Annotated in this window: 20 protein-coding genes; all 20 read right to left on the reverse strand. The window is 38.9% G+C overall.

The annotated features are described in order from the left end of the window. The coding region (locus G6554_RS23925; RefSeq protein WP_207627741.1) for a phage tail spike protein at window positions 1-1,540 on the reverse strand (1,540 nt) is incomplete at its 3' end. Further along, window positions 1,537-2,964 (reverse strand): distal tail protein Dit, encoded by a 1,428-nt coding sequence (locus tag G6554_RS23930; RefSeq protein ID WP_166246583.1) that lies wholly within the window; start codon window positions 2,962-2,964, stop codon window positions 1,537-1,539. The genes G6554_RS23925 and G6554_RS23930, both read right to left, overlap by 4 nt. A 12-nt stretch (window positions 2,965-2,976) precedes the next feature. Continuing rightward, on the reverse strand, window positions 2,977-5,529 hold the full coding sequence (locus tag G6554_RS23935) for a phage tail tape measure protein (protein WP_166246585.1): 2,553 nt from the start codon (window positions 5,527-5,529) through the stop codon (window positions 2,977-2,979). Further along, window positions 5,529-5,777 carry a hypothetical protein gene (locus tag G6554_RS23940; RefSeq protein WP_166246586.1) on the reverse strand — a complete coding sequence of 83 codons (249 nt, stop codon included), beginning with the start codon at window positions 5,775-5,777 and terminating at the stop codon, window positions 5,529-5,531. Before G6554_RS23940 ends, G6554_RS23935 begins: the two co-directional genes overlap by 1 nt. Before the next feature lie 50 nt (window positions 5,778-5,827). Further along, a complete protein-coding gene (locus G6554_RS23945) occupies window positions 5,828-6,157 on the reverse strand; it encodes a hypothetical protein (RefSeq protein WP_166246588.1) in 330 nt (109 codons plus the stop codon). A gap of 45 nt (window positions 6,158-6,202) precedes the next feature. Continuing rightward, the gene (locus tag G6554_RS23950) at window positions 6,203-6,754 is read right to left on the reverse strand and encodes a hypothetical protein (protein ID WP_207343098.1); all 552 of its coding nucleotides are present in this window, start codon (window positions 6,752-6,754) and stop codon (window positions 6,203-6,205) included. A gap of 5 nt (window positions 6,755-6,759) precedes the next feature. Beyond that, complete coding sequence (locus G6554_RS23955) at window positions 6,760-7,155, reverse strand: hypothetical protein (protein ID WP_166246590.1); 396 nt, start codon at window positions 7,153-7,155, stop codon at window positions 6,760-6,762. Then, entirely contained in the window at window positions 7,148-7,582 is a 435-nt protein-coding gene (locus G6554_RS23960) for an HK97-gp10 family putative phage morphogenesis protein (protein ID WP_166246592.1), read from the reverse strand. The genes G6554_RS23955 and G6554_RS23960 overlap by 8 nt, the downstream gene beginning before the upstream one ends. Continuing rightward, entirely contained in the window at window positions 7,572-7,901 is a 330-nt protein-coding gene (locus tag G6554_RS23965; RefSeq protein ID WP_166246594.1) for a phage head closure protein, read from the reverse strand. The genes G6554_RS23960 and G6554_RS23965 overlap by 11 nt, the downstream gene beginning before the upstream one ends. Beyond that, window positions 7,891-8,175, reverse strand: coding sequence for a hypothetical protein (locus tag G6554_RS23970; protein WP_166246595.1), 285 nt, complete (start codon window positions 8,173-8,175; stop codon window positions 7,891-7,893). Before G6554_RS23970 ends, G6554_RS23965 begins: the two co-directional genes overlap by 11 nt. A 16-nt stretch (window positions 8,176-8,191) precedes the next feature. Further along, the gene (locus tag G6554_RS23975) at window positions 8,192-9,457 is read right to left on the reverse strand and encodes a phage major capsid protein (protein ID WP_166246597.1); all 1,266 of its coding nucleotides are present in this window, start codon (window positions 9,455-9,457) and stop codon (window positions 8,192-8,194) included. Continuing rightward, window positions 9,420-10,028: an HK97 family phage prohead protease gene (locus G6554_RS23980; RefSeq protein WP_166246599.1), complete on the reverse strand. Its 609-nt coding sequence runs from the start codon at window positions 10,026-10,028 to the stop codon at window positions 9,420-9,422. Before G6554_RS23980 ends, G6554_RS23975 begins: the two co-directional genes overlap by 38 nt. Next, window positions 10,028-11,212, reverse strand: coding sequence for a phage portal protein (locus tag G6554_RS23985; RefSeq protein WP_242637918.1), 1,185 nt, complete (start codon window positions 11,210-11,212; stop codon window positions 10,028-10,030). The genes G6554_RS23980 and G6554_RS23985 overlap by 1 nt, the downstream gene beginning before the upstream one ends. A 6-nt stretch (window positions 11,213-11,218) precedes the next feature. After that, on the reverse strand, window positions 11,219-12,937 hold the full coding sequence (locus tag G6554_RS23990) for a terminase large subunit (protein ID WP_166246601.1): 1,719 nt from the start codon (window positions 12,935-12,937) through the stop codon (window positions 11,219-11,221). After that, window positions 12,927-13,310, reverse strand: a complete 384-nt coding sequence (locus G6554_RS23995; RefSeq protein ID WP_166246603.1) for a P27 family phage terminase small subunit — start codon at window positions 13,308-13,310, stop codon at window positions 12,927-12,929. Before G6554_RS23995 ends, G6554_RS23990 begins: the two co-directional genes overlap by 11 nt. A 131-nt stretch (window positions 13,311-13,441) precedes the next feature. After that, window positions 13,442-13,582 (reverse strand): hypothetical protein, encoded by a 141-nt coding sequence (locus tag G6554_RS24000; protein ID WP_166246604.1) that lies wholly within the window; start codon window positions 13,580-13,582, stop codon window positions 13,442-13,444. Beyond that, entirely contained in the window at window positions 13,582-13,872 is a 291-nt protein-coding gene (locus tag G6554_RS24005) for an HNH endonuclease (RefSeq protein ID WP_166246614.1), read from the reverse strand. The genes G6554_RS24000 and G6554_RS24005 overlap by 1 nt, the downstream gene beginning before the upstream one ends. Before the next feature lie 18 nt (window positions 13,873-13,890). Then, the gene (locus G6554_RS24010) at window positions 13,891-14,043 is read right to left on the reverse strand and encodes a hypothetical protein (protein ID WP_207627743.1); all 153 of its coding nucleotides are present in this window, start codon (window positions 14,041-14,043) and stop codon (window positions 13,891-13,893) included. Between the two features lie 299 nt (window positions 14,044-14,342). Beyond that, window positions 14,343-14,897 carry a site-specific integrase gene (locus G6554_RS24015; RefSeq protein ID WP_166246606.1) on the reverse strand — a complete coding sequence of 185 codons (555 nt, stop codon included), beginning with the start codon at window positions 14,895-14,897 and terminating at the stop codon, window positions 14,343-14,345. A 590-nt stretch (window positions 14,898-15,487) separates the two neighbouring features. Continuing rightward, entirely contained in the window at window positions 15,488-15,868 is a 381-nt protein-coding gene (locus G6554_RS24020; RefSeq protein ID WP_166246608.1) for an ArpU family phage packaging/lysis transcriptional regulator, read from the reverse strand. Window positions 15,869-15,985: the final 117 nt, after the last annotated feature.

A 15,985-nucleotide genomic window follows, 5' to 3' on the forward strand; every position in this document is an offset into this window, starting at 1 on the left:
TCAAGCGGGTAACAACTCCGCTTTGGTCTGTGGTGTAGGTAGTGGTTGAAACTTTGCTGTTTAAAGCATTATCAACTTCCGTTTTAGTGTAAGTACTAGCTTTATCAGCTTTAGAAACTAACTGCCCGTTTACCCAAGTCGCATCAACTTTGGAAGCTATATCGGCTTCGAGTTCTGTTTTGGCTGTATTAACTCTAGCCTGGGCATCTAAAGCAGATTGTCGTATAGCTTCTGCCTGTGCTTTTTGAGCCTCCGTAAGAGCGTATCCTTTAGCATTATTTTCCGCCGTATTTGCCTTAGCTGTAGCATCTGATTTAGCCGCATCAATCGCCTGTGACTTTGCCGCATCCGTGTAGATCGTCGAATCAGCATACACGCTGGCGTCTTTTGTATCGATAACGGCTTTTGAATATGCGTACTCCTCTGTGTAGGAAAGTGCATCCTCTTTAGCTTTTTTTAATCGCTCTCGAAATTGCGCCCGCAGCACTTTCCATTCAGCCTGTACATCTTCTTTACTGTATTCAATAAAATCGCCATATTCTACTTCTTTCCGTGAGCGATTTTTAATACTTCGTTTTACCGAAAGAACCCGCGCTTCTAAATAAATCGGCGGGTTTTTGTCCTCATCTTTGACTCTATTAGTATCTCCCAATCTCACTTTTTCGTGTTCGTATCCATACACATGCTCGAGGGCAATAGTTTTAAGAGAGTATTGGATTTGGGGTGTTACCCTTTTGGCTAATTCGGTTTGCCCTAATGATCTCAAACGCGCCTCAGTCATGTCCGTGTTTTCTGTTTGTGGCTCATATATTCCCCACAAATGGCGACCTTCATCGTTCCATTTTTGGAAAGCCTCTTGGTCTTCCACAATCACCATTAGCCTGGTACCATCATCGCGGACAGGCCCATAGCATTTAAGCGCTGTGACTAACTCTCCTGCCGTTTCCCTGCGCTCAATGCCTTCAATGTCCTTACCAAAAACCACTTCTTTTCCGGATAACTCTCCGCGCCGCTGGATCATATCAACATAACGGGCAACTACCTTGCTGCCAGCAACCTCGACGCGGAAACGTAATTCTAAACCAAATAGTTGGGCGACCGTTTTAATAGCCTCATAAGCGTCCAAAGGTTCGGTAAATTCAACGGTCATTAATCCGGTAAATTCGACTATTCCTATTTGCCAACGAGTACCACTAAGGACATAATCACCGGCTGTGGATGGTGTCTGGCCATCTAACACTATTGGATCAATTACTTTCTGTTTTCTCAAATCCACAAAAGAGCCCATTGTGTAAAACTCTTTTGTATTATTGATTAGATAAGGCTCAGTCAGGATAAATTCTTTAAATTCCCCGTCCTCTCCTGGTATCACGATTCGTCTGCGAGAAGTTAAAAAGCCCGCCTTAGAGTGGTTAGCTGGCATAAAAAACTTAAACGTCTCTACAGCTTTTAAATCCTCGTAATATTCATCGTTGAAAAAATCAGCCTCAGAAAGAACGGCTAAAATATCATCCGTTTTCTCATCAATGATATGGATCATTTAAACCGTTCCCTCCATGTGACTTTTGCCGTAACAGCATCGGCAGGCTGCACCATGATGTTATTAGCACCTTTTTTCAAATTAAAAAAACTAGAGCCGAATGTTTTAATCAGTCTAGTTTCACCATTAATGCGTATATCGTTTGTTTTGTGATCAATTTCCACAACATCGCCTAGTTGGACGATGTAAGGAATTCCTGTTTGCTGATTAATGCGCTGCACCAATGTTTCTTGGACCCGATTTCGATTTAAAGTCGGGCTATTTCCATATTTCATAAAGTTTACTGCAACGGAGGCAACACTTCGTATAAATATTCCGGCAGTATCCACAAACTTTTGTGATACTTCTTCTTCAACCCTACCTCCGTATCCTCTTGTTCGTGCGACTCTTGCTGTAAAGGTGTTACCTTCTCTTTTTAGTTCCAGGAACACATAAGCATCTTTCCAGTTTTGCACCTGATCACGTGTGAGTCTGAGGACATATTGCGTTTCTCCATTGGCCCCTAACAATCTAATCTCAGGTGTTGATAATTCCCCAGTTGTGTCCTTTACAAGAGATAACCGGGCGATTGGTTTGTTATTAACATCAAGTAAAAACAGATTAGTCCGACCAAAAGATGCAATATCTGTGACTTCGTGCTGGACTCGGAAACGGAATAGGTAATCAGTTACCTGTGATGATAGACTTTTCGCAACTGCCGGACCGTACCAAAGCGAACCTGTGCCGTAGGAACCTGGAAGGAAATCGGCACCGTCTGACATAATTGTCCCATCGGACGCAATGACCCCAACGTCTGGCGCAAAAATAGACTTTGCCCATCCTACCGTTGAGGCCATACCATCATTTAATAGCGTGGTCACGGGTTGAAATACCGCATCGTCGGTACCCGGTATCTGACCTAACCGCATATAAGCGTCATCTGTAACCACGTCGATAAAAGTGGTCGGCTTGATGACGTTTAGAGCAAATGTAGGTGGTGTTTCGACCGTGCCAGTGTTGGCGATGGTTGCCATGCCATTTAGGATGTTTACTGTTTTTTCTCGGCCATACTTGTAGGGGTCGAGGCAAATAAAAGTTATAGTACCTTGCCCTGTGTTTGCTATTCGCTCAGGATCGAACGATCCGTCGACAATAGCATAATAAACTCGGTCACTCTCATCATCAAAAATTAGCTCAGTAGATTGATCAGTAATTAACCACTCTGCTAAATCTTCACCCAATTTTAATAAATCAGGAAAACTTTGATTTTTTACAAACAGTGTAACGGGAATTATTTTTGGCTTTATTATCGTATCCTGCAACAATCCGCCAGGTAGTCCTGGGAAAGTTAATGTATTCCGCTGAATTTCGGCCCAAGAAGGCCTTTTAATTTTCGAAGCAGTTACATAATCTTTATGAATTCCATTAAATGTGAAACTTCTCAAAAAAATTCCTCCTTAGAACCTTTTTTGGTTATCTAATTTAAACTCTTGAAAATTTGTAATATCCTCAACCAACCATCTAGCAATTTCCCTGCGATCAGGGGTAATGATTTGTAGAATTGCTGGTTGTTTATTATTTTCAACATTATCAAGAACCCCTCTTGTTTCACTAGCATTCTTAACTTGCGATCCTCGGGGCAGATTAATTAACTCTGGACCATGTTCACCGACTACTGCAAGCCCTCCAGGAGCATAATTAGTACCCTTTGCATACCAATCAACATCAATTGATGGCATAGCTTTGAGCCAGTCTAGTGGATTTTTAGACCAGTTTTTCAACTTAAACTTTGGTGTTTTTATTTCAGGCAGTTTTAACTTCATATTGTGAAAAAAGCTCTTTATTTCATCAATGAATCCTTTGACCTGATTTTTTGCCGTTTCAATTGGATGAAGGATTGCATTTTTCACACCATTAAAAATATTGGTTGCAGTTTCCAGCATGGAACTAAAACCTAACCGCGCTGACTGAACGAACAAAGTGATCGCATTTTTTAAAACAGCAATCGCTGACTCCCAGATACTTGCCCCAGTGGCTCGAAAATACTGAAACCAAGAAATGATGCTATCGAAAAAGGATTTAAATGTATCAATGGCTGCAGTTCCAAAATTTTTAAAAAATCCTATTCCGCTAGAAATGAAAGCCTTAATACCACCAAGGAATTTTCCAATCATTATAAGGTTGAAAAGATTCCACAAAAATTCAAAGGCACCAAAGAATAGCTGTTTCAATCCTTCAAACATTTTCGAAAAGTCGCCAGTGAATATACCGGCAAAAATTTTCACTAGCCCCATAATTATCGAAAGTGCGCCTGAAATAACACCCTTTATATTTCCCCAAATCGACTCTATCAATAAAAGAACAACAGGCATGATAAATTGGATAATTGATAGAATAAATTGAAAGGCATTTCGTGCCGCTTCGACAATTTGCTGACCATTTTCATCCCAAAATTGCTTTATTAATCCTAGTTGTTCTTGAATAAAGCCAACAATTGCCGATAGCGCCGGCATGATGAATGGACCAAGGAAATTCCACAATTCGGTTGCTGCATATTTAAGACCGGACCATACATAAGTCCAATAATCAGCTAAATTATTAAGATATGATTTAATCGTATCAACTGCCTGCAGGAATAATTGGATCTGATCAGATGACAGTCCCGCTCGGGAAAGCATCGAAATGGCCCCGCCTTTATTTCCATCTAATGCAGCAAAAAATGCATCAATTACTTCCTTTGCTTGTCCCAAATAAACTTTAGCCTGTTCTACTCCATCCCTGATCGATAAGAAAAAATTGATAATCGGCATCTGTTTATCTTTACTGAAACTTTTCGTAATGTACTCTATTAACGGCAAAGAATTCCCATTGAACATATCTAGTATTTTCGGAATAATATCTTTGGTTGTTTGAAAGGCTTTATTAATGCCAGGCATCATTTTTTGTTCAATTGGAATCAAAACACTAGCATTGATTTGACGCCATATTCCTTCGATTGCTTCACCAATAGAATTAAAACGAATATTATCAATATCTTTTAGTGTATCGGCAGATTGATTGGCTACATTTTCAACATGGCCAAGAGAGAGAATTGCTCTATATTCGAGGTCCTCAAATTTTGTCCCAAACAGACTTACTCCAATGGTATTTCGCTTCACTGGATCCTCAATTTTCCCGAGTGCTGCCATGGTCTTTTCGAATGCAGATTGAGCAGAATCGCCGCCCCTAGCAAATTCTTGGGACATTTTATTTGCATTTAATCCAAGACCTTCAAATGCCTCAGAAGATGTTTTAGAGCCATCCTTTACACGGATTCCAAATTCTTTCACTGCGTCGGCTAAAACGTCGCTATTACGAACCCCATTTTTCATCCCATCATTAAGGATATTAAGCATGGCCTCTGCATCGAAGCCAAGCTGCTTGAATAAAGGACTATATTCGAGGAAAGTATCGAGCATATCATCTGAGGCATTTACACCCATTTGTTGCCCTTGTGCTAACAGGGTAAAAGCTTCTTTGGATGAAATGCCAAAGTTTTTCATCATGACGCTGACAGTTCGGACGGATTCATTTACTTCAAATCCAAACGCATCACGCATTTTGAGAGCTTCCTTCGTCGTGCTCTCAAGTTCCTTACCAGTTAGACTTGTTACTTGTCTCACATTCGCCATAGAGTCGGCAATATCCTGAAAATCTTCACCATAACCAGCCTTATAAATGTTGATAAGAGACTTTTCCATCCCCTTCATTTCTTTAGTACTGGCACCTGTTTGAATTTCTAAGGAGTTCAAGGACTTCTGCAGATTATCGCCAGCGACAACCAATCCACCTACTGCTGTTGCCGCTAGACCTACCCCTACGGCAATCACACCACCCATGATCTTAGCAGCCTTCCCCATTCCCTCAAATGTTAGTGAGAGGCCCTTGCCTTTTTCGTCAGTTTCATCAATTGCCTGGTCAGCCTTGTCATTATCTACAAAGATGCTACCGAACAGCTTAAATATTTCCATTATTTCACCTGCCCTTCATAAGCAGATATGACTAGGTCCATTTCTTTTTCAATTTCCTCATAAGAAATATCAGAGGTTTGTTTCTTCGATAATTTTTCTTTAAAGTCGCTAAAGGCTATAAACTCAATTTGTCCCATCATCATTTTCGGATAAAGAGACTTCCACAAATCAAAGATCAGATTCTCATTTTCCTTTTCCGAAGCTTTTAGTAGTAACCTATTTAAGTGTTTAGGAGATTGTCTTACCAAAAAATTCAGATCATAATTGCTATGCAAGAGGCGTAAGGTTTCCTCATATCCTACTGCATAGCTGTTTTGAAAAAATCCATTAATTCTTTGTCTGTAAAAACATTTTTGAAAGTTGAAATGGTCTTGGCCAGTGATTGCGCTTTGACTTCCTCCAGAGTTTTTTGTTCAGCAATTGCTACCACTGAGAAAAATTCTTCCTTCGCCTTTCGGGAGTTTTTAACAATAAATAAAATGACCTCAAGACCAACTTTATCAGCATCTACTTTATCTTTATCCTTGTATTTGAGGACCATCTTCCTTCGGTAAGCATCCATATCTAACTTTTCATAAATCTCCACAACATGTGGCAGCATATCAAAAGCCTGTTCACTATTAATCATTAGAATTCTCCCTTCAAAATGAAAAGACAGGGGATCTCCCTGCCTTTAAGCTGGTTCACTAATACTTGTAACATCTTCAATCGAATATAAATTTTCCTCTACTTCTTCAGGATCCCAGTGGGCAAAAACTTCAAGAGCAATTTCTCCTTCAGCCTTTGGAGCAGATGACAAAACAAAATCACTTTCATTCATAGCGTTATATAAGGTGATTTTTTTATAGGTACCCTTCATCGTCTTGGCAAACATCGTGATATTTTTAAAATACTTGGATGCCGGGATAGCCCCACCAGCGCCATTTTTAATAATTTTTGCAACTCCATCATAATCTGCCTGAGGCATTGTTTTGGCCAAGGTGGAAAGACTTGTGTCTAGGATACTAAATTTAAGAGATGCATCCATTTCATCAATGACTTGCATACCTTTTGTTTTACCCATTGCCCCGTCAAACTCAATATCACGGATATTTTTCGTAGCATTAAACTCCGCGCCACCTTTTGTAGGTCCCAAACGTTCAGCGTCTTCTTCGCCATAATTTAAAATAACGATTCCATAATCGATTTGAATATTTTCCATTTGTTCTTTCTTCAATTTTTGCAAAAGGATCACCCCTTATAAAATTGTCTTGCTTGATATACATACTTTCTTCTTTTGATCATGGGGTCTGTATCGACTAATGGAAGTTTAGTGTCCAAATAAAAAGAGACTGCTATTTGATCGTCACTCAATACTCCCTTATTTAATCCTGTAGGTGCCATTAAATCACCATCTCCATTAATCAGGGACATTAAATTTTCTAAATTGGTTGTATCCCCTGTAGATGGACGATCCCAACCATCAATATCCACTACAGTAATTTCCTGAATCTCCCCATCGCTGTTAATATTGGGGAAATCATAGACAATATAGGGATATGGTGCATCATCGGGAGCTGCTTGAAAGTAAACCTTCGGATGAATGGTTTTTAAATAGGATTTTATAACTTTTCTGAGCTCAATCATCCGCTACCTCATCCTCCTCTACCGGCAATCCGTTTGCTTTTATGTGCTCAATTTCTTTTAAAAATTCAGCTTGAATATTACGTATTTCATCAATACTCTCAAAGACAGGAGCGCGTAAATAGTCAGTGCCTTTCATTTTTTTAGTCCCAAATTGCACTAAATGAGCATGATAAGCATAAACATACCCTTTTCTTTTGGCCCTTGCTCGATCATAAACTCCGATCTGGAGGACAGGATCTTCGGATGCTTTTCCTTTTACCCATGAACCAACATTCTTTTTAAGCACACCTTCATCAACAGGGACTTTTTTCTTAATGAGTTTTCTTAATACCTTGGCAGTGGCTCGTAAAGCCTTTTTCTCCAATTGCCGGATGGCTTTTTTTACTTCCTTGGCATTAGATTCATATCTGACTCCATTACTTCCCATCGTTTACTTCCCCTTGACATACCATCTCTATGGTTTCAAAACTGCCAATGTTTTTTGAATCGCTTGTTTGGTAGGTACGAATAACTTTGTATTTAACACCCTCAAATTCAATTTGTTTTTGGCCGCCGTATTCAAATTGATTGATGACAAAAACAATTTCCGGCCGTAATCCGTTTGCAGCTGCAGCATAATGTTCTGACCTGGTCACTGATTTCTTATCACACCAAATGACAGTTCTACTTTCGTCAGTTATTACATCGCCTATTTCATTTTCTTGATAATTAAGGTCAATTAGAGTGAGTTCATAATCAAACGTCACTATTACCACTCCCTGAGTGGATAATTAAATTATGGAGTCGGAACTGTAGGTGCCTAGGCATTGAACCTTCGCTATCCCTACTTTGATATCTCCAAGTTACATAATCCACAATAAAGAGAAGATGATTGGAGTTGGTACTTACAAGTACCACTCCTTTTTCATCTTCTAACTCTTCTATTACTCCATCGATAATAGCTGAGATGTATTTATCCCTTACGATGGTTCGAATGCCTAATCTTTCTTTTACTAATTGTAGAATAGTATCTGTATCCATTATCTATTCCACTCTCTTATGCTTCAGTAGTAGAATCTACAAGAGTAACAAGAACAAACGCTTCTGGCTTTACCGGCTTACCATCATAACGGCCAACCCCACGAATTGCAGTTTGATCTTCACGGAATTTATAATGGCCCGACATGTCAACACGAGTTCCTTCCCGTTCAACCAAAGTGTATTTGTCATAAACAGCGAAAAGAAGTTTATCTTTTGGCATATAGTTATTGAATACCACTCTCAAACCAAGGAAGTTCGGTTGTGATAAATTTGGAAGCATAACGACGTCCTGACCTTCAGAATTTACGTGTAAAGATAGTGTAGCAAGTTTGCTGTAATAAGTTTGACGATGTATGGTCACAACAATTTCGCCTGAAGCATCTTCTCCAGTATCAATAAGACCGATATGTGGAATCAATTCAGCATAATTAGCTTCTGCCTCCACTTGATTTTCCTCTGGAATCGCAGGAATAATTCCTTCTGGCTGTTTCCCAGCAGCTCCTGTACCATTTAATATTGCTTTATCGATCGCCTTTGCAATAGATCGTGCAATACGCTTTGTTAAATAATCATCTAGATTGATAATATTGTCCTCTAGTAAACTATTATCAATGTAGACAATACGTCCTACTTTGAATCCATCAAATTGAACAGCCGTTAATTCAGAATCATCACTTTCTGGTAGAGCGCCGCGTTGTTCAAGCCATGTAGCCTCTCCAGCATCTACATCCAAAATTAATTTAACACGTCCGCCCGCTGTGATTTTATCTACTAATGGGTAGAGAGTAGTGTAATCGCCAATACGCTCACGGATACGATTAACAATAATATCTGGGATAACTAATTCTGCACCAGCTTCACCTGCAGGCAAAACTTGCCCATTTGCACGTGTCTTTAAGCGTGAACGTAATTCACTATAAAAATCTTCAACCTCTCTTGTTAGATATTGATGCTGTACACCACGATTTTCTTTTCCCATATCCTTTTTGCCCCTCTCTGTATTGGATGGCTGCTTGTTATTCAACTGCTCAAGCTCTCCCTCTAAATCCGCAATTTCACCTTCGAGCTTGCTTTTTTTCTCTTCATGATCTTTCTTTTCGCCTTCGAGTTTTTCTACTTCTTCCTCGACTGCAGCCATTTCCTCATCGGTTTCAGCTTCTTCAACACTAGCTTCTAATTCAGCTGATCGGGTATTAAGCCCTTCTTCATTCGCAACCAAAGTCGCAAGTGATGCTTTTCTTTGCTCAATCTTTTTTGCCAGCATGATTTGTCGTAATGCCATGTTTCAATCGCTCCTTTAATTGATGTTTTCGCTGTTCTAATTGCCTTACCCTGTGCTGTTCGATTTCAGCCTTTCTTGCCTGCACACCTGTTTCCTCATAAGCTGGAAAGGTACAAACGGAAACTTCATGGAGATCTACTTTAGTAATGGTCCACTTAACGGTGCCATCATCTCGCCATTCTGTTTCTTCAGCTCCAATATTAAATCCGAAAGAGCATTGGTCCACATCCCCACGCTTTACACGCTCGTATAGGTTTACTGCGTCCGAATCATTAGGATTAATTTTCACTCTTCCCCAAAGCCCATGACTGTCTGATTTAAGCTCTAATGTCCCGGACTTATTTCTTCCAAGAACAAGAGTTGTGTCATGGTTAATTAAGGCACGGATATCATTACCTAATGTTTCATCGAACGCGCCCGGAGCAAGTTCTTCAAATGCTCCTGGCCACAATTCTGTAGCTCCATTAAATACAGCAAAATAGCCTTCGATAAACATCTCCTGATTATCATTTTCTGCCCGGGTTTTAAGATTTGTTATCAGGCTTCTTGTTTGCCTGCAGTCTCTACCCACTATTCATCACCCCCTTGATTCAATTTCTTTTGATCCCCAATCATACCGGCAGGAATATAGTTTTCTAGAATGACACGCTCATCAAGTCCTTCATAAGGCGAATCTCCTAACCAATTTCGAATCTCATTTCCTGTATACAGACCACGCACATATAAATTACTGCCGACTTCTGCTAATTCTTTAAGATCATAAGCATATAGACTGCGAGGATTAAACTTGAAATACAAGTCAGGTGCAATCAATAATTTACGGGTAAGCTCCTGCACAATTCCTTGTGAAAGTGGCAAAATACGATTATTAATAAAAGCGTTGTGTTCATCCTTTTTAAAATCCCCAACACCAACATAAAAAGCGGGCACTCCTAACATGCTCGCTACGGTTCTTTTATCTAGTTGAACTGCATCGTTAATTGCCAAATCATTTAAAGACAATGGTTTGACTTGTTCCACCTTAACAAGATCAGCAGGAATAACCCAAGGTTTACCGCCGCCAGTATCGCTTACATATTTCTTTAATATTTCATCCCGACCAGTTTCACTTGCCAGCTCCTCTGTCATGGCATCCACAGATATGATGATAGAGGGTTTCCATTTATCTGACATAAAGCTATTTTTAGTTTTTGTCGCTTGCTTTAAGTTGTTCACAATATCTTTCAATACCACTTGATAACCTCGTCCAATATAGGGACGTTCGGGATCTGGATTTACAGTAAAATGCAAAACTTCATCAAACTCATAAGATTTACCTCTATGCAAGACTTGATAACCTTCATCTGTATCAATGAAACTTACACCAGAGGGTTGCAACGGAACAAGATCATTAATTAACCCATCTCTTATTTTTGGAAAAACTACACTGTTGCCTTTTCCATCAAGAAGCATAGTGTAAACAATATTGTACATCCATGCTTTTCTAGTCATGAGACTGTATGGATTTATATCTATTTTTCGGGACAATTGATTACGGACCCGTATATCCCCGTTATCTGTATTTTGCATTAGATGGATTGTCATCGAGGAAATTAAATCAGCGATTTTATGAACTGCCATTTGTACTTCTGGGTTATCCGACAGCCTGGTATATCCCGGTACCAAAATCGAAGTATCCCCACCATTCATAAATACTCCGAGAGTAGTAGTGGGTTCAGACCTTATTTTGTTTTTATTTCGATTTCTTTTACTCAATCTACATCACCCCCCTTTCAGCCAACTATTTGCATCGGAAGCTTTGGTCATATCTTCTAACATTTGAATAGAAGCAAAAACCGATGCATCAAAAATATCGATTCGTTGATTCGGCATAACTTTTTCATACTGAATCATGTCATCCGTTTTTTCTATGGCTGCTACATTCTGGACGCAGTATTCAAAAGCCTGTGAATGGAGATAGTAGAATTTCTCATCCTTAGCTTTTTTCTCAATTCTACGAAATCCTTCAGACTTTTTATAAAAGTATTGTGGCTGGTCAACCATTTTAAAACCTTTCTTTTTCATTTCTAAGAAAAACTCGCGAGAGAATTTACGGTCAAATCCAACCTTCTTAATTTTGAATCCCATATTCTTCATCTTGATAAACCAATTAACAATATCAGAATGATTGACAGTCGGTGTGTTACACATATCCAACCATCCGTCGTCTTTCCAACCAAACAATGGAATATTATCATCCTCTGCTTTTTTCTTAGCAGCGATAATTGGGAACCACGCGTGTGTGATAGTGATATCGATGTCCTTATATCTGCCATACAACGCCGCTGCTGTTAGGTCATGCATTTTTGACAAATCTGCCCCGCCATACCAATCGATATTTAATTTGAGCAAATCTTTAATGGTCCAACTATATTTCTTATCTGACCTTTTAAATTCATCCACATTAAAATAGGCTCTTAAAGCAGAAGTAAAAATGTTCAAAGACTTTGCTAAGAAATCTTTTCTTTGCTGGGGGTCATTCTGTGCTTGCATAGCATCATTCAAAATATCATCTGGGCGAATAGTTATACCAAAGTTTGGGTTGGCTTTTTCATGCTGAGCCGGGTCGATAAAATCAACTTCACCTTTTTCAGTTTCATCCGCTTTGGCAATAAAAATAAAATAGGCTTCATCTTTTACCACAGCATCTAATATCTTTTTGCAATACTGAAGACGTTGGTAACAAAATGAAGTCATGTCATCACCGGCCGTCGTGATGCCGATCATGAGTTTATTTGTGTAGGCCTTCATTGCTTCTTTAATGATGTTGTATTGCTTAGCTTTCTTGTATGCATGTAATTCATCAGCAATACCCACGTTACAGTTAAGAGAGTCCTGAGTATCTGGATTGGCAGCTAATGCTTGGATATAAAGAGAGCCATCACCAATATCTCCTCTAATACTGTGCTCCTGGTTATTGTCCAAAATCCTAAAATTATCAATCTCACCCATTTGATCTAAATTAAACTTAATGAAATCAAAACTTTGAAGAGACTGTTTTAATGCCGCTCCAACAATATAGATGGTGGATCCCGATCTTCTTTCCAGTAATGCCAACGCCCACGATAGAGCTGCAACAAACCGTGTCTTACCGTTTTTTCGGGGAATAAAAATAAAGGCCTCTTTATAGCGCCTTATCTTTGTTCCTATTAGAAAGAAACCGAGCAAGTTATAGATGATGAACATCTGCCACGGTTCCAATAAAAAAGGCTCACCACGTAAAGGTGTGCCGTCTAGTCTTTCGCCTTTATCATGTACGAAAGTGTCTTCGATGATTTGAATAACAAATTCAGCATCTTTGGGATTGAATTCATAAAGTGGATTTTCAAGGTCATTTAAAAATCTCTGACACGCTTGGACAATTTCCTTACCAGCAATTTTTTTCCCTTCAACAATACTCCTAGCATATTCCAATACCAGATTGTAATTTTTATGTTCCAAGTTTACTCAACGCCTTGGCCAAGTTGCTGGTTTTCTTTTTCTGGTCCATCTCTTTATTTATTTTTTTCAATCCGGCAGGGGTTAGACCCAGGATACTTTCATAAGAAACCATTTCTTTTCTGATCATTTTAATTTCTGAATAAATGGCCGTAGTCATCGCATTAGTAGCTCCGGATTTATTTGTATACTCTTCAATAAATTGATCGTTACTTTCTTCGAACTGCCTCATCAAGATTTTATAGTCATATGACATTTCAGCATAAGTCCGGACAGTCCGATCAAATTGCGGTCGATAAGTTCCAACATTCTCCATATCTTCATTTACCTGTTTTATAATTTTACGAATCTGCCTTTCTTTTGGTGTAATTGCCAAGTTTTTGCACCCCCCTCTTCAAAAATACCGTTCTATTGGAGAAACTTTCCCCTCCCCGGTCCCGGAGATTTATTTAAAAAAATTTTTAGGTGGGGGGGTAAAAAAATATTAAAATAATATTTTTCCCTATTTCATTCATTGTTTATCGGAGTATAGACACCCAACTGCTGACCTTTAGCTAATATTGCGAATGCTTCTTTAGAGGTAATGCCAAAGGTTTTCATCATAACGCTGACAGTCCGGATAGATTCGTTCTGTTCCGATTTATCCATTACCTTTCACCTCTCAATCTATTAGCTCGTGCTCTCCAATGTTCACCGAGATCAGTAAGTTCGTCCGTCTTTCGATCATGCATCTGTTCGTGACATTTATTGCACAGGCTAACCAGATTCCAAGTTTCTAAACGAAGATCCGGTCTATTCCTCATTGTGTTGATGTGATGAACAGTCGATGCTCCTTTGCTCCTTCCGAACCTCTTACACTCTTGACATAGATACTCATCTCGCTTAAGTATCTTCTCCCTCTTACTTTTCCATCGAGAGGTTTTGTAAAAGTTAGTCATAACCTTATTCAATCCTCCCTAAACGATCATATACCCAACTATCTTTACATCTGGATTTACTTTTAATCTAAATTGATCATCATACGCATTTAAATAATATCCAAGCTTTTCCGGGATACATGATGTATTAGTAATTGTTTCGAAAGCACCAGACGGTAACCTAACAGCCACTACTATCAATCTACTTCCATCGACACCGTGATTTAATTCATTAACAAATCTTTCTCTTAATTTATTAATTTCTCCTCACATCTCCCATATTCAAAATTACTAAGGTGCTTATCATTAGTGCTTGTTTTCGCTTCAAATTTTGCCCATTTTAGCCCTCTGAGTTATCTTCAAGACATAGGGAGTATAACTCGTTAACAACGTCTAAACGTTGATATATGAAGCTGTCAGAGCCTATCTAAAAACCAATTAGACAACTCCATTTTTATAGCTAACTCAAATGGACATAAAAAAGGATATTTTTATAATTTAAAGTTAGATTGATACTTATTTAGCTTATCTTGGGTTATGCCAATATAGCGCATTGTTATTTCTGGATCACTGTGATTAAGCATCTCTTGAAGAACAGCTACATCTTTTGTTTGATCGTAAAAATGGTAGCCATACGTTTTTCTTAATGAATGACAGCCAATTCTATCCAAACCGAATTCATCTGCTATTTCCTGAAGGATGATGTATGCCATTCCTCTTGAGATAGGTTTTGGCTTTCCTCTTTTGTCTTTTTCCCGGCTAGTAAACAGATATTCGCTTTTATTTTTATTCTTCGTATATTCTCTTACTGCACGCTTGAGCTCTTTTGGCATCCTTACTTCCTTTGGCTTCCCTGTCTTTCCTTCTCTTAAGTAAATGCTCCAGCCTTGAACGTCCTTAACCTTAAGCTGCAATATGTCCGATATTCGTAAACCGGTATTGATTCCAAATAGAAAGAGAATATAGTTACGCTCGCTTCTCACTTTCAGATATTTTTTAATCTGATGAATAATATCTTTATCGCGAATCGGCTGAACGACGTTCATAGGGATCACCTTCTTCTGCTCTTTCCCAAAAATAAAAGACACCTTAAAGGTGCCTTTTTGATATTATAATGACCATCTCTCACTTCGGTGGATGGCGAACCGTCCCGATCCACTCCTTTAGCGATTGGGATCACCGTTGCCCAGGAGGTTAAGGGTATGAGCTGCGGTCAGTTGCATGGTTTAACTTCTGCAACCAGGAGTGGAGTAAAAATATTTTAGTTGAATCACACCTTACGCTAAACGCTGAATAAATTAAATATTTCCCAATACACCGAGAGTTGGCTGAGATCGAGAAATCACACTAGAAATAAGTGATTTCAAAATTTCCCCGCGTCAATTCGGTCGCTAGTTCTTAAAAGAACCCTCTTTGCCTGGCGCGCTTGGGACTCCACACTCCCCTCTCGTTAACCAGGAGTGAATCATCATCTTGCAGAATCGTTCGAGTACACCTTGATAAGGGATAGATGCGTCTCCCACCAGATATTGACCTGATAAGAAAATCTTACCTTCATTGGAAAATAAAATAGTCCCCACTTTTATCCCTCATTTTGTCGTGTTTTTATCGGGTTTTTGTCGTAAAAAAATAGCGCTCAGATAATTCCAAGCGCTTCAGCAATTGTATTGATTGCCCTTCTTTTTAATTCATAATAAGGATCCTTATTGATGTTAAGGTCCATGTAAATATTAATATCTTTTACACGACTAGTAGAAAGGTATTTTCTCGTAATGATTTCTCTTTCAATATCATCTAAAGCATGTTCTAAAGCTCTTTCGATTTGCTTAACCTTTAATTCATTGATATTTGAAGAATCACGTAAAGTGGGGAAAGGAGTCATGCCAGCTTCGTTGCATTCTTTTTTGTTTTCAAGTTGAACCTTTGCTACACGATAATTTTTTAAATCTCTAGTTACTAGTTTTCTTACCTCTTTTTCATCAATTTCAGCTAAAAAGGACATTTGTTCAGCCAACATCAGGATCCCTCCAAAAAATGAAATAAAAAAGGACACCGATTAAAACAGTATGCTACTACTGTCAAAATCAGTGCCCTCACGCCTCTTCGGTATTGGACCTGTCTCTTATACACATTC

It is taken from the genome of Bacillus sp. MM2020_4, assembly GCF_011250555.1.
Lineage (GTDB): Bacteria > Bacillota > Bacilli > Bacillales > Cytobacillaceae > Neobacillus.

Excerpts from the sequence above, each read along its gene's own strand:
- G6554_RS23935 (WP_166246585.1), bottom strand. The coding sequence starts at position 5,529 with ATGGAAATATTTAAGCTGTTCGGTAGCATCTTTGTAGATAATGACAAG.
- G6554_RS23945 (WP_166246588.1), bottom strand. The coding sequence starts at position 6,157 with ATGATTAATAGTGAACAGGCTTTTGATATGCTGCCACATGTTGTGGAG.
- G6554_RS23955 (WP_166246590.1), bottom strand. The coding sequence starts at position 7,155 with ATGATTGAGCTCAGAAAAGTTATAAAATCCTATTTAAAAACCATTCAT.
- G6554_RS23960 (WP_166246592.1), bottom strand. The coding sequence starts at position 7,582 with ATGGGAAGTAATGGAGTCAGATATGAATCTAATGCCAAGGAAGTAAAA.
- G6554_RS23970 (WP_166246595.1), bottom strand. The coding sequence starts at position 8,175 with ATGGATACAGATACTATTCTACAATTAGTAAAAGAAAGATTAGGCATT.
- G6554_RS23975 (WP_166246597.1), bottom strand. The coding sequence starts at position 9,457 with ATGGCATTACGACAAATCATGCTGGCAAAAAAGATTGAGCAAAGAAAA.
- G6554_RS24000 (WP_166246604.1), bottom strand. The coding sequence starts at position 13,582 with ATGGATAAATCGGAACAGAACGAATCTATCCGGACTGTCAGCGTTATG.
- G6554_RS24005 (WP_166246614.1), bottom strand. The coding sequence starts at position 13,872 with ATGACTAACTTTTACAAAACCTCTCGATGGAAAAGTAAGAGGGAGAAG.
- G6554_RS24015 (WP_166246606.1), bottom strand. The coding sequence starts at position 14,897 with ATGAACGTCGTTCAGCCGATTCGCGATAAAGATATTATTCATCAGATT.
- G6554_RS24020 (WP_166246608.1), bottom strand. The coding sequence starts at position 15,868 with ATGTTGGCTGAACAAATGTCCTTTTTAGCTGAAATTGATGAAAAAGAG.